The organism is Pedobacter sp. (assembly GCF_965249885.1).
GTDB lineage: Bacteria > Bacteroidota > Bacteroidia > Sphingobacteriales > Sphingobacteriaceae > Pedobacter.
Map to the genome: position 1 here is coordinate 3,334,924 of NZ_OZ252254.1, position 14,066 is coordinate 3,348,989.

Here is a 14,066-nt window from a genome sequence, read left to right on the forward strand (position 1 = left end):
AACTCGCTCCAATATTTAAAAATTCCCATACAGTAACTCAAAATTTATTTAAAACAATGAAAATCAAACTTTATCCCATCAATATTTATCAAACTTTACTATTAGTTTTTGCGCTTATTGCTATTTCTGCTAGCGCATTTGCACAAGTTACCCTTACTGGTATTGTTAAAAGAGCCGACGGAACAGAAGTGCCCCACGCTACAGTGAAAATTAGAGGTACTAAAATAGCTACCAGTGCCAATGAAAAAGGCGAGTTCAAAATTAGTCCTGCACCTGACGTTCCTTTTTATCTTCAAATTAGTGCAGTAGGTTTTAAACCACAAGACTTTCAAGTATTGCAAATTAATCCTGAACCTTTAGTACTTACGTTGGTTGAAGATGCTCAATTGGATCAAATTGTAGTAACTTCCAGAAGGCGATCAGAGGTGCTGCAAGAAGTACCTATACCAATTACCGTTATTGGCGGGCAAGCTGCAGAAAATGCTGGCGCTTTTAACGTCAACCGATTGAAGGAATTGGTGCCTTCGGTACAACTTTATGCTTCTAATGCCCGTAACACTACCTTAAATATCCGTGGTTTGGGTTCTACCTTTGGCTTAACCAATGATGGGATTGATCCCGGAGTTGGATTTTATGTGGATGGGGTTTACCACGCCCGTCCAGCAGCTACGGCTACCGATTTTATTGATGTGGAACAAATTGAGGTAATTAGAGGTCCTCAGGGAACTTTATTCGGCAAAAATACTACCGCTGGAGCTTTTAACATTACTACCAAAAAACCAAGTTTTGTGCCTAGTGCAAAAGTGGAGTTAAGCTACGGCAACTATAATTTTATTCAAGCAAAAACCTCGGTTACTGGAACTTTAGCGAAAAACTTGGCAGCAAAAATATCCATTTCGGGTACGCAACGCGATGGTACCATTTGGAACGTTTTGGAGGAACGCAAATACAGCGGTCAAAATAACCTTGGTGCAAAGGGACAATTGCTATATCAGCCCAATGAAAAATTGGAACTGTTGTTAAGTGGAGATGTAAGTATTCAGCATCCGGCAGGTTACCCTTTGGTTGTTGCCGGAATTACAACTACGGAACGCAGCGCCTACCGCCAGTATGCTAGGATAGTTGCTGATTTAGGTTATGCGCTACCTAAAATAGATCCATTTTCGAGAGAAATTTATACCAATACACCGTGGAGACATAATCAGTCTATCGGCGGAATATCTTTAAATGCTGATTACAAAATCGGTAACGGAAAATTAACATCTACTACAGCTTGGCGCTTTTGGAATTGGGATCCTACCAATGACAGGGATTTTAGCCAATTTGCTGCCTTGACTAAATCACAGGGCAATAGTCGCCACGACCAGTACTCCCAAGAGGTTAGATACGCTGGAGATATTACGGAGAAATTAAGTGGTGTAGTTGGCGTTTTTATTTTGGGTCAGAACTTGCAAGGCTTGGACCAAACTGAAGAAGTTGGCAAAGATCAGTGGCGCTTTGTGCAGACTAGCAATACGGGAGCTCAGGCACAATATGCAACCCCAGGTTTATTGGATGGCTTTGGCATTCGCACAAACTCAACAATCAAATCGTTAAGTGCGGCAGTTTTTGCACAGGCCGATTGGGAAGTTTTAGAAAAGCTTCATGTGTTGCCGGGTATCAGGTTCACCTACGATAAAAAAGACGTGGATTATGATAGGCAAACCTATGGCGGCTTACAAACTACCGATGCTACATTGCTCTCGCTTAAAGCCGCAGTTTATGCTAATCAACAATTTGTGACTAGCACTAATAATAACAACTTGTCTGGAAATTTAACGGTTTCCTATCGTCCTAGCGATAAGCTGAATACCTTCGTCACTTACTCTACAGCGTATAAACCAGTGGGCGTAAATGTGGGAGGTTTACCAACTACTTCAAGTGGTGCAGCTGATCTTTCGGTAGCTGTGGTAAAACCAGAGTACGTACAGCATTATGAAATTGGTTTGAAAACTAAGCCGACCGTAGGTGCAATTTTAAATGTGACTGCTTTCCGCAGTGATATTAAAGATTACCAAACCAACGTGCAGTCGCCGCAATTGGGTGTAAATAGAGGATATTTGGCAAATGCTGAAAAAGTGAGAGTACAAGGTGTAGAAATTGATGGGAGCTACCAAGTTGGCAAATTTTTATCGCTTAATGCTGCAGTGGCTTATTTAGATGGAAAATATGTGAGCTTTACTAATGCGCCATTGCCGTTAGAAGAAACTGGGCATACCGAAAACGGTGTACAGGTAGCTTTTAAGGATGCTTCTGGAGGTAGATTACCTGGTATATCCAAATGGAATACTTCGGGCGGTGCGGAGTTTAGTTTTGTGGGAAGCTTGGCAGAAAAGGCCGGAAGATATTTCCTAGCTTCTGATATTTCTTACAGATCAGATTATTCTTCAAACCCAACGCCATCAAAAGTGTTGGTAGTAAATGGCTATACTTTGGTGAATGCTAGACTAGGATTTAGATCTGAAAAATTCTCGATTTTTGCTTGGGCCAGAAACATAGGGGATACCCATTATTTTGAACAGTTGCAAGCTGCTGCGGGGAACGCAGGATTGTATGCTGGTGTACTTGGAGATCCTAGAACTTACGGAGCAACTTTAAGGTTTAATTTTTAAAGGACAGAGACTTGCAATGCATGATAGTGGTGCAAGTCTTTAACTAACTTTTTATATAATGGCTGATGTATTTACGTCGGCCATTTTTTATGATTTATTTTTAGGGAGTTGCTATCTTAGCTTCATGGAAAAACTAAAATCACTTTGTGTATACTGCGGTGCAAATTTTAACGGGGATGCTGTTTTAAAACAGGCAATTGTTGATTTGGCCAGCAAATTGGTGAACGAAAATATTAATTTAGTTTATGGTGGCGGAAGCGTAGGTGTGATGGGCGTTATTGCAGATGAAGTGTTAAAATTAGGTGGTACAGTTACCGGAGTGATCCCGCAGTTTTTGATGGATAAGGAAGTAGGGCACAAAGGAATTACCCAAATGATCGTTACTGAAAATATGCATCAGCGTAAGCAAAAAATGGCCGATTTATCTGATGGTTTTGTGATTTTACCTGGAGGATTTGGTACACTGGAAGAATTTTTTGAAGTACTTACTTGGTTGCAATTGGGCTTGCATGCTAAACCTATCGGCGTGCTAAATGTGGGCCGGTTTTATGATCCACTTTTTGCCCAAATGGACATGATGGTTCAACATCGTTTCTTAAAGCAAACTAACCGCGATTTGGTATTCAATGAAAGCGATGCCAGTATTTTAATTGACAAAATGCAAGGTTTCTCGGCAACGCCAGACGAGGTTTGGTTTAGAGATAGAAACTTGACTTAGAGCTATCGTGGACAAATTCGATTTTCGTTATTGCGAGGAGGACGACGAAGCGATCTCTTAGTAAGTTGATTTTTGCTTGAGCAAGTTCTCGAAGCCCACGGGTTTAAAGTGCTTTTATCATTGAGATTGCTTCTCCGAACTATCGGAGTATGCAGTAAAATCGCAATGAGGTGTAAGGTTAGGATGTGTGATTATAGGCTATCTGAAGTTTAGCGGGTGCTTTATCATTGAGATTGCTTCTCCGAACGATCGGAGCAGGCAGTAAACCCGCAAAGACGTGTTGGGTTACAATGGTTATCGATTCTCGTCATTGCGAGGAGAAACGACGAAGCAATCTCTTAGTAAGTTGATTTTTGCTTGAGCAAGTTCTCGAAGCCCACGGGTTTAAAGTGCTTTTATCATTGAGATTGCTTCTCCGAACTATCGGAGCATGCAGTAAAATCGCAATGAGGTGTAATGTTAGGATGTGTGGTTATAGGCTATCTGAAGTTTAGCGGGTGCTTTATCATTGAGATTGCTTCTCCGAACGATCGGAGCAGGCACTAAACTCGCAATGACGTGTTGGGTTACAATGGCTATCGATTTTCGTCATTGCGAGGAGGCACGACGAAGCAATCTCTGAATGTGTTGGTTTTTGTTTGAGGAAATTCTGGAAGCCCACGAGTTTAAAGTGCTTGTGGCTTTAAGATTGCTTCTCCGAACTATCGGAGCATGCAGTAAACTCGCAATGACGTGTAGGGTTACAATGGCTATCGATTCTCGTCATTGCGAGGAGGCACGACGAAGCAATCTCTGAATGTGTTGGTTTTTGTTTGAGGAAATTCTGAAAGCCCACAAGTTTATCAATTTTCGTCATTGCGAGGAGGAACGACGAAGCAATCTCCAATATATTTGCAGCGGCCACGCCAATATCACTGTTCCAAATCGAAAATAATTTCGCTGACTGAAGTTAAATAGCCCTGAGCGACGCGTAAAGCCTGCATCCCGATGCAAATCGGGAGAGGACTTGAAGCAAAGCGCAGGACTGTCGGTTAATAAGATTCACTTGACGGTGCGCTCCAAAAAAATAAATCTTTATTTATCAACCGTTTAAATATATTTTAAAATAAAAACTACTAAATAGGTAGAAATTATATACATTTGTGTTGTTGATATTAAAATAACCAGAAATGATATTGTCGAAAATAGAGAAAAGCGAAATAGAACCTAAAATAACATTGGTAGGTGCTGGTCCTGGCGACCCAGATTTGTTGACATTAAAAGGCGTTAAGGCACTAGCATCGGCAGATGTGGTATTGTATGATGCCTTAGTTAACGAGGCTTTGTTGAATTATGCACCGCACACGGCTATCAAGGTTTATGTTGGTAAAAGCTCCGACGATGAGTCGTTTTCTCAGCAACTGGTTAATAAACTGATGATTGACTACGCATTGAATTACGGCCATGTGGTGCGTTTAAAAAGTGGCGATCCGTTTGTATTTGCTCGTGGTTACGAAGAAGTTCACGTGGCTGAATCCTATAACATTCCTACGGAAATTGTACCAGGAGTTTCCAGTGCGTTAGGTGTACCTGGTTTGCAAAAAATCCCGATGGTGTATGGCGATATGAGTGAAAGTTTTTGGGTAGTTACGGGCACCAATGCTAAAGGTGAGATATCGCCTGATTTGTATGTGGCGTCAAAATCAAATGCTACAATTGTGGTTTTGATGGGGATAGAAAAAATTAAGGAAATTGCTACTATTTTTAAATCGGAAGGCAAGGCAAATTTGCCGGTGGCGGTAATTGAGAATGGCTCGTCGGCCAAGGAAAATGTGGTAGTAGGTATTGTAGATACCATTGAAGAATTGATTGAAGAAAAGAAATTAAGTTCGCCAGCGTTACTGGTATTTGGAAGCGTGGTATCGTTACACCCGCAGTTTAACGCCATACATGAGTTTTACGCAATTATGGCGCAAGAAGAATATTAAAGATTTATTACTTACAGTAATATTTTTGTTTGGTTGTGATTAGCTGGATCTTCGGATCCAGCTTTTTGTTTATAAGCTATAGGGATAATGATTTTTAACTTAGAAATAACTCCTATCTGCTGCTTTAAAAACGTATTTTTTATAAATAATTCGGCTAAAAATTTGCAATGCTCAATCATTTGCCTAATTTGAAGCAATTTCTATCCGAGTATCATTTTATGGAGATCATACATGTAAGTGCAGAGTGCTATCCCGTTGCAAAAGTTGGCGGTTTAGGTGACGTGGTAGGCGCATTACCTAAATATCAAAATAAGCTTGGCCATTTTGCGAAAGTGGTAATGCCTGCTTATCAAACCAAATTTTTGGCCGAAAATCAATTTGAAACTGTTTATGATGGTTGGGTAAGAGTTGGATCGACCAATTACCAAGCTCGTATTTTACGGGAAAAAACAAATAAATTGGGCTTCGATATTTTTTTGGTACACATTGCAGGTTTATTTGATAGGGATGGGGTATATGGTTATGCGGATGACACGGAAAGGTTCATCGCTTTTCAGATTGCTACTTTAGATTGGATTGCGCAGTGGGAACACCGACCTGATGTAGTGCATGTGCATGACCATCATGCAGGCTTAATTCCTTTCATGATGGGCAATTGCAGTCAGTATACTCGTTTAGCGCAAGTTCCTACAGTACTTACTATTCATAATGCGCAATATCAAGGTCAGTTTGGTTGGGACAAGTTACATTACTTTCCTTCCTTTGATTTGGTGAATACGAGCAAACTTGATTGGGCCAGCGCAATCAATCCGCTGGCTGCTGCAATTAAATGCGCTTGGCGTATTACCACGGTGTCTCCTAGCTACTTAGAGGAAATTTCGCATGCTGCTAATGGTTTAGAGAGCCTGCTTTTTCAAGAGCGTGGCAAATCTGTTGGTATACTCAATGGAATTGATACTGACGTTTGGAATCCACAGAAAGACAATATGATAGCCAAAAGCTACCAAGTAAGGACGCTAGAAAGTGGAAAAAAAGCAAACAAAGAGGAGCTATGTCGTGTTTTTAACCTCGATGCAAGCAAACCATTATACACATTTATAGGACGGTTGGTAGGTGAAAAAGGAGCCGATTTATTACCCGATATCTTTTACAATGCTTTGGCGCAAAGCAATGGCGAAATCAATATTTTAGTGTTAGGCTCTGGAGATAGTCACGTGGAAGATAGGCTGAATGGAATCACACATCAATACCCAGGTAATTACAATACCTTTATCGGCTACAATGAGGCATTGTCGCATCAGATTTATGCCGGTGCAGATTTTCTTTTGATGCCGTCCAGAGTTGAGCCTTGCGGTCTGAATCAAATGTATGCACTACGCTATGGTACTATTCCAATAGTAAGGCGCATTGGCGGATTAAAGGATACGGTAATTGATATTGGCGATGGCGGTTTCGGTATTTGCCATGATCAAAGTAGTGTATGGGATGTAGGTCATGCTATTGGCAGAGCCTACGAATTGTATCAGGATCAGAAAAAAGTGAAGGAAATAAGAAAGTATATGATGACGATTGACCATTCTTGGGACCACTCGGCACAACAATATATTTCAGTATACCAAATGTAAAACATTATCAAATATGACGGACAAAGTATTAGGAGTAATCCTCGGCGGCGGTCAAGGTTCAAGATTGGCACCATTAACATTAACAAGATCTAAACCTGCAGTACCTATTGCGGGCAAATACCGTTTAGTAGATATACCCATATCTAACTGCATCAATTCAGGTATACACCGTATGTTTGTACTTACGCAGTTTAACTCGGCTTCGCTAAATAAGCATATTAAAAATACGTATCACTTTAGCCATTTCTCAAAGGCTTTTGTAGATATTTTAGCTGCCGAGCAAACACCTGATAATCCCGCATGGTTTCAAGGTACTGCCGATGCGGTACGCCAATGTATGCACCACATTGTCAATCATGAGTTTGATTACATTTTGATCCTTTCAGGCGATCAGTTGTATCAAATGGATTTTAAAGATATGTTAAAAGCGCATATCCAAGCAGAGGCTGAAATTTCCATCGCTACCATTCCTGTTACGGCAAAAGACGCCACAGATTTCGGGATCATGAAAACCGATGAACATAGCTTTATCACTTCATTTATAGAAAAACCTAAATCTGATTTACTGCCTGATTGGACATCTGATACCGGCGAAGAAATGCAACATCAAGGCAAAAACTTCTTGGCTTCGATGGGGATCTATATTTTCAACAGAGAGGTACTGATCAAGATGTTGAACGAGCATCCAGAAGATAAAGATTTTGGTAAAGAAATTATTCCAAGGGCATTGGAAAATAACCACGTATTGAGCTATCAGTACGAAGGTTACTGGACAGATATTGGTAATATTTCCTCGTTTTTTGAAGCTAACTTAGGCTTAACGGATGATTTGCCGCAGTTTAATATGTTTGATACGGGACATACCATTTTTACCAGAGCAAGGATGTTGCCGCCGTCAAAAGTATCAGGTACTACTTTGGAGAAAGCAATTATTGCCGAAGGCTGTATCATTCAGGCGAGTAGGGTAGAACACTCAGTTTTAGGAATTAGATCTCGTATTGGTAGGGAAACCACTATCGCTAACTGCTACGTTATGGGAAGTGATAGGTATCAAACTCTAGAAGAAATAAACGAAGCAGTTGAAGCGGGCGTTCCTTTGTTGGGAATTGGCGACAGGTGCTACATCAATAATGCTATTATCGACAAGAATTCGAAAATTGGAAGTGATGTTCGCATTAACGGCGGACCTCATTTAGCAGAAGGTGATTACGGCATGTATGTAGTGAAAGATGGTATTGTAGTAGTGAAAAAAGGTGCCGTGGTGCCTAATGGAACAGTGATATAAATCGATAACAAATTAAAAGGATATGGAAACCGTTGCTGGATTATAGCAACGGTTTTTTTGTAATATTTATGCTGAAATTTTATACTGATAGCAGTTATTTCAGGTTTTTTTGAACCATCCAAAATTTCCGCTGTTATAAAAAGATACATCAATCACATTTATTTTTTATGACAGCTACACACTTATATCAAACAGGGATTATTGGTAACTGCTCCTACATTGCTCACATTCATAAAAACACAAATATCAGTTGGTTATGCTGGCCTAAATTCGATAGTTCGTTTGTTTTTGGCAGCATGCTGGACGAGCAAAACGGTGGTAAGTGCACCGTTTTACCTACTACAGATTACACTTCGCATCAATACTATATTGAAAATACTAATGTGTTAAGAACAGAAATTACCGCGGCAGATGGGCGTTATCGCATCACAGATTTTGCGCCTCGTTTTCATTTGCACGAACGATATTTCAAACCTTTAATGCTGATCAGAAAAGTTGAACCTTTGGAAGGTACACCTCGGATTAGGGTGGCTTGCGAACCTGTTTGCAACTATGGAAAAGATAAAATGCGAACGGCTATCGGCAGCAACCATATCGATTATATGGGTTGTGAAGAGAATATGAGGCTAACAACCAATGTATCATTGAACTACATCTTAAATGAACAGGAGTTCGTGCTAAATGATGCCAAATATCTAATATTCACTTACGGTTATGATTTGGATGCGCCTATTGTTGCCACAGCCGAACATTTTTTGCGTGAAACTACTGCCTATTGGCGAGTTTGGATCAAGCATTCTTCCATTGCAGGTTTTTACCAGCCATTTGTAATCCGTTCGGCATTGGTTTTGAAAATTCACCAGTACGAAGATACCGGAGCCATTATTGCGGCAAGTACCACCAGTTTGCCGGAATCACCGGGAAGCACACGTAATTGGGACTACCGTTATTGTTGGTTGCGAGATTCCTATTATGTGCTTACATCGTTGAATCACATCGGGCATTTTGAAGAAATGGAGAAGTATTTCAATTACATCTCTGATATCACCTTCGATTCTGATAAACGTTACCAGCCACTATACGGCATCACAGGAAAGAGAAATATTGTAGAGCAAACCTTAGAACATTTGAGCGGTTATCGAGGAGAAAAACCAATTCGTGTAGGCAACCAGGCTTACGAGCACATTCAAAATGACATCAACGGACAGGTCTTAATTTCGATGCTGCCTTTGTACACCGATCATCGTTTCGTTTTTTCGGAGAGAGGGGATTCTATAAGGTGGATAGATGGCGTTTTGAAGAAAATAGAAATGACCATCGACGAAAAAGATGCCGGTATTTGGGAATTTAGAAACATTGCCAACACGCATTGCTACAGTAATTTATTTCAGTGGGCCGGTGCTCAGGCAGCGTTGAAAATGGCTAAAACTATAGGAAATCAGGTACTTGAAAAAAGGGCACAGATTTTAATCGACAAAGCAGCTGCGCACATCGAGGCTTGCTATGATGAAGAGCGCAAGGTTTATACGAATGCAGTTGGCAGTCCGCACTTGGATGCCAGCACCTTGCAGTTGATCATGATGAACTATTTAGATCCATCATCTCAAAGAGCAAAAGATCATCTCATCGGCTTAGAAAAAGAACTTAAAACGGAGGATGGCTTGTTTTATCGCTACCTTCATGCAGACGACTTTGGAAAACCTAAAACGACCTTTTTAATTTGTGCTTTTTGGTACGTTGAGGCATTAGCTTGTGTAGGTAGGGTAGATGAGGCCATAGCAGCCTTCGAGAATATCATTAAATATTGTAATCACTTACTTTTATTCAGTGAAGATGTGGATGCGAAAAGTGGCAGCCAATGGGGTAATTTTCCTCAAGCTTACAGTCATGTAGGTTTAATGAATGCAGCCTATCGCATTTCTACTAAATTGGATAGACCAGTATTTTTATAAAACACTATAAAAGCAAAAATGCGGCTATCATGAAATAGCCGCATTTTTTGTATAAAAGCTTTTGCTGCTTTATGATTCTAGCAAACTTTCTCGTGCATCTGCTTTGTCTTGATTGCTTTCTAAAATCGTATTTAATAAGCTGCGGGCTTCTTTGTAATCGTTCAAATAAAACTTAGCTTCAGAAAGTTCGCTGCCAACTTTTATCGTAATGGCATTACTCGGCATTGCTTTAAAGATATCTTCGTCGGTATGGTCGTCGCCCATGGCTAAAATAAAGTCACTTTCATTTTCATAAAGCCAATTTAGCGCCGCCTTCCCTTTGTTCACTTCCACATTTCTAAATTCAACCACTTTATTTCCTGGCATTATTTGTACGCCTTTATCAGCGGCCAGTACCCTCAAGTTATTAATAATTTCGTTGGCACGAAGTTCGCCAAGTCCGCGTTCGGTTTTGCGGTAATGCCAAGCTAGTGAGTAAGTTTTCTCTTCAATGAAAGTACCCGGGGTTCTATCGGTGTAAGCATCCAAAATTGTCCTAATCTCACTTTTCCATTGATCGTTCAATAGTGGCAAAGCCTGCCAATCTTGCTGCGGTTTTTTCTGCCAAGCGCCATGTTCAGCAATTAAACCAATATTTAAATGGCCAAACCACTGTTCAAGTGTTTCATGTTTTCTGCCACTAATGATCACCACTTTGTTTAGTGGATCCTGAGTTAGTTTTTTCAATAAATCAAGCAACTCATCATCTGGTTTCGCTTCCTCTGGATTAGCTTTGAAACCTACCAGTGTTCCATCGTAATCTAAAAATATTACTCTCTTATGTGTAGCAGCATATCTACTAATAATTCCGCTGCTTACCTTGTTAACGGCATATTTAGTTTTCAACGAGTGTTGTAGCAAACGTGCATCGTCCATTTTGGCTAAGAAGTTATTTGTCCAGCGTTTGACGTTGAATTTTTTAACCAAACTTCGCATGCTTTGCATCCGCTGTTTTTGTTCCTCAAGTGGCATTTCCAATCCTTCAACAATAGCATTCATAATGTCGCCAATGTTATTAGGGTTTACAATTATGGCATCGTTTAATTCTTTCGAAGCACCTGCCATTTCGCTTAAAATCAACACACCAGTATCATCTCTTCTACTAGCCACATATTCCTTGCTCACCAAGTTCATTCCATCTCTCATTGGCGTTACCAAGCAAATATCTGCTGAGCTGTACATTGCCGAAAGGGTTTGAACACTAAAAGAACGGTAGAAATAATTGATCGGTACCCAATCCAGTGTACGGTACTTGGCATTGATGTTGCCTACCAGCTGATCAATTCTCTCCTTCAGCTCTTTGTATTGTGGCACCGTATCTCTAGATGGCACCACTACCATAAAAAGGGATATTTGTCCACGGTATTTTGGAAAAAGTTGTAGCAGCAGTTCGAAAGCTTTTATCCGTTCAAGAATGCCTTTGCTGTAGTCTAGTCGGTCTATCGAAAGGATAATTCTTCCTTGACCTTCCGTTTTCATGTTGTCTATTTCCGCAATCACTTGACGCTGCGTAGGCAAGCTCTCAAATTTCTCATAATCAATTCCCATTGGAAAAGGCTCCACTACAATTTGTCGGTTGTCCAATGAAAGAATGTTGGATGAAAATTGCGCTGGCGTTAACCTGGAAGCTGCACTTAAAAAATGACGCACATCATCATAGGTATGAAAGCCAATTAAATCTGCGCCAAGCATCCCTTGAATCAACTTGTCACGCCAAGGAATCAGCCTGAAAATCTCGAAGGAGGGGAAGGGGATGTGCTGAAAAAAGCCTATGGTAGTGTTGCTCAGTTGTTCGCGTAAAAGCTGTGGCAGTAACAACAGCTGATAATCCTGAACCCAGATTTTGTCACCTTCTTGAAAAACGGATTTTGTTATCGCCGCAAATTTCTCGTTTACTTCGATATATCCATCCCAATAAACTTGTTCAAACCGTGCATAAGTTACCAAATAATGGAACACAGGCCATAAGATCTCATTAGAAAAACCTTCGTAGAAAAGATTAATTTCTTCTTGCGTTAAAAATACCGGAATCAAATTCCTTTTGGCCAACAACGCTGTAACCTCAGGTTGTCTATGTTCAGGTACTTCCACGCCGGGCCAACCAATCCATAGCATTTCACCTTTTTGGTAGGCATCTCCAAGCCCTGTGGCTAAACCGCCTTCACTTGGCTTCAAGGTGTATTTTCCGCCTTCTAAATTAATTTTTACGGGTAGTCTGTTCGAAATAATAACTGTTCTGCTCATATCTGTAGTATCTTACTATATACAAGCCTCCTAAATCGGATTTTGTTTGTTTTTTCTTACATTAGTTGCTTAATCGTTTTCAATTCAATCTAAATTTTATGAGCGTTCCGTACCTATTAATTCTATTAAGGTTCCTTTTAGGACCTTTGGTTGTGCTACTATCCTTTACCTTTGGGGAGCGTTCCACTTATACCGTGTTGTTTTTAATGTATGTCGGGCTATTTTCGGATATTTTTGATGGCATCATTGCTAGGAAGATGAAGATCGATACAGAAAAAATGCGAAGATTGGACAGCCAAACTGATTTGATTTTTTGGCTTTGCATTGCTTGGAGCTGTTACATAATTTATCCGCAAATTATTCGGGAAAACTGGATAGGCGTATTAGCTTTGCTGGCAATGGAGGGTTTATGCTATCTCACCAGCTTCATAAAATTTAAAAAAGAAACGTGTACACATGCCTTTGTATCTAAAATGTGGGGCATAACTTTGTTGGTGGCTTTTACGAGCATGCTAGGTTTCGCCTACGGCGGATGGATATTGACTATCTGTATCGTACTAGGCTTGATTTCGCAGGTAGATGTAATTTTAATCACACTGATTTTAAAGAAGTGGACACACGATGTACCAAGTTTCTATCACGCTATCTTAATTAGAAAGGGTGTATCATTCAAAAAAAGCAAGTACTTGAATAGCTAATTAGGGCGGCGGATCTTCTTTCAGTAGCATCTAATCTTATATTTGTGCATGCTAAAATCTTTCACTGATCAACTCGGCAATCAAATTCAAATTAATTTTCCGCCAAAACGGATTGTTTCTTTGGTGCCTTCGCAAACCGAGTTGCTGTTTGATTTGGGTTTAGATGAGCAGATTGTTGGCTTAACTAAGTTTTGTATTCATCCTATTGAAAAATTTGCGGCAAAGCAAAAAGTAGGCGGTACTAAAAAACTAAATTTGGAAGTCATAAGGGCGTTAAAGCCTGATCTCATCATCGGAAATAAGGAAGAAAATAGCAAGGCAGATATTGAATTGTTACAACAGGAGTTTCCAGTTTGGATGAGTGATATTTATACTTTGGAAGATGCCTCCAAAACAATTGACGACATTGGTGCTTTGGTGGATAGGCAGCCTGAGGCTAATTACCTGAATCACCTCATTACCGCTGGATTTAGAGACCTGCAAGCTTTGGCACTGCAACAGAAGATCGATAAGACTGCCGCCTACATCATTTGGAAAGAGCCTTATATGTTGGCTGGTCGCAACACTTTCATCCATGATGTGTTGACGAAAATTGGTTTGCGCAATGTCATTACCGAGAATAGATATCCAACCGTAGCGCTTGCTTCCCTTGTTGCTTTAAGCCCGGATTTTGTATTCTTATCGTCAGAGCCATATCCTTTTAAAGAAAAACATATCGAAGAAATAGCGATGGCGATGCCCAACACAAAGGTGATGTTGGTTGATGGTGAAATGTTCTCTTGGTATGGTAGCAGATTGGTAAAAGCAGTACAATACTTTTTCGAGTTTCAACGTCAATTGGTTTAAGGGCTTGATTGAAGAAATTATTTTTATTGAATATGAGCAGT

General features: G+C 40.2%; 9 protein-coding genes. 8 read left to right on the top strand and 1 reads right to left on the bottom strand.

The window, feature by feature from the left end:
- Nucleotides 1-56 precede the first annotated feature (56 nt).
- The 6 genes from ACY2A0_RS14225 (at nt 57) to ACY2A0_RS14250 (ending at nt 10,198) form a co-directional block, all read left to right on the top strand.
- Entirely contained in the window at nt 57-2,651 is a 2,595-nt protein-coding gene (locus ACY2A0_RS14225) for a TonB-dependent receptor (RefSeq protein WP_461790139.1), read from the top strand.
- 124 nt (nt 2,652-2,775) lie between these two features.
- Entirely contained in the window at nt 2,776-3,369 is a 594-nt protein-coding gene (locus tag ACY2A0_RS14230; protein WP_461790140.1) for an LOG family protein, read from the top strand.
- 1,169 nt (nt 3,370-4,538) lie between these two features.
- Nucleotides 4,539-5,336 carry a uroporphyrinogen-III C-methyltransferase gene (cobA, locus tag ACY2A0_RS14235; RefSeq protein ID WP_461790141.1) on the top strand — a complete coding sequence of 266 codons (798 nt, stop codon included), beginning with the start codon at nt 4,539-4,541 and terminating at the stop codon, nt 5,334-5,336.
- A 218-nt stretch (nt 5,337-5,554) separates the two neighbouring features.
- The gene (locus ACY2A0_RS14240; RefSeq protein WP_461791064.1) at nt 5,555-6,961 is read left to right on the top strand and encodes a glycogen synthase; all 1,407 of its coding nucleotides are present in this window, start codon (nt 5,555-5,557) and stop codon (nt 6,959-6,961) included.
- 13 nt (nt 6,962-6,974) lie between these two features.
- Nucleotides 6,975-8,246: a glucose-1-phosphate adenylyltransferase gene (locus tag ACY2A0_RS14245; protein WP_461790142.1), complete on the top strand. Its 1,272-nt coding sequence runs from the start codon at nt 6,975-6,977 to the stop codon at nt 8,244-8,246.
- Between the two features lie 167 nt (nt 8,247-8,413).
- A complete protein-coding gene (locus ACY2A0_RS14250; protein ID WP_461790143.1) occupies nt 8,414-10,198 on the top strand; it encodes a glycoside hydrolase family 15 protein in 1,785 nt (594 codons plus the stop codon).
- Between the two features lie 69 nt (nt 10,199-10,267).
- Here ACY2A0_RS14250 and ACY2A0_RS14255 read toward each other — a convergent pair whose 3' ends face one another.
- A complete protein-coding gene (locus tag ACY2A0_RS14255) occupies nt 10,268-12,481 on the bottom strand; it encodes a bifunctional alpha,alpha-trehalose-phosphate synthase (UDP-forming)/trehalose-phosphatase (RefSeq protein WP_461790144.1) in 2,214 nt (737 codons plus the stop codon).
- A 98-nt stretch (nt 12,482-12,579) separates the two neighbouring features.
- Here ACY2A0_RS14255 and ACY2A0_RS14260 point away from each other — a divergent pair, with 98 nt between their 5' ends.
- Nucleotides 12,580-13,179 (top strand): CDP-alcohol phosphatidyltransferase family protein, encoded by a 600-nt coding sequence (locus ACY2A0_RS14260; RefSeq protein ID WP_461790145.1) that lies wholly within the window; start codon nt 12,580-12,582, stop codon nt 13,177-13,179.
- Between the two features lie 48 nt (nt 13,180-13,227).
- Entirely contained in the window at nt 13,228-14,025 is a 798-nt protein-coding gene (locus ACY2A0_RS14265; protein WP_461790146.1) for an ABC transporter substrate-binding protein, read from the top strand.
- The last annotated feature ends 41 nt before the right edge of the window (nt 14,026-14,066 follow it).

Excerpts from the sequence above, each read along its gene's own strand:
- ACY2A0_RS14225 (WP_461790139.1), top strand. The coding sequence starts at position 57 with ATGAAAATCAAACTTTATCCCATCAATATTTATCAAACTTTACTATTA.
- ACY2A0_RS14230 (WP_461790140.1), top strand. The coding sequence starts at position 2,776 with ATGGAAAAACTAAAATCACTTTGTGTATACTGCGGTGCAAATTTTAAC.
- cobA (WP_461790141.1), top strand. The coding sequence starts at position 4,539 with ATGATATTGTCGAAAATAGAGAAAAGCGAAATAGAACCTAAAATAACA.
- ACY2A0_RS14240 (WP_461791064.1), top strand. The coding sequence starts at position 5,555 with ATGGAGATCATACATGTAAGTGCAGAGTGCTATCCCGTTGCAAAAGTT.
- ACY2A0_RS14245 (WP_461790142.1), top strand. The coding sequence starts at position 6,975 with ATGACGGACAAAGTATTAGGAGTAATCCTCGGCGGCGGTCAAGGTTCA.
- ACY2A0_RS14250 (WP_461790143.1), top strand. The coding sequence starts at position 8,414 with ATGACAGCTACACACTTATATCAAACAGGGATTATTGGTAACTGCTCC.
- ACY2A0_RS14255 (WP_461790144.1), bottom strand. The coding sequence starts at position 12,481 with ATGAGCAGAACAGTTATTATTTCGAACAGACTACCCGTAAAAATTAAT.
- ACY2A0_RS14260 (WP_461790145.1), top strand. The coding sequence starts at position 12,580 with ATGAGCGTTCCGTACCTATTAATTCTATTAAGGTTCCTTTTAGGACCT.
- ACY2A0_RS14265 (WP_461790146.1), top strand. The coding sequence starts at position 13,228 with ATGCTAAAATCTTTCACTGATCAACTCGGCAATCAAATTCAAATTAAT.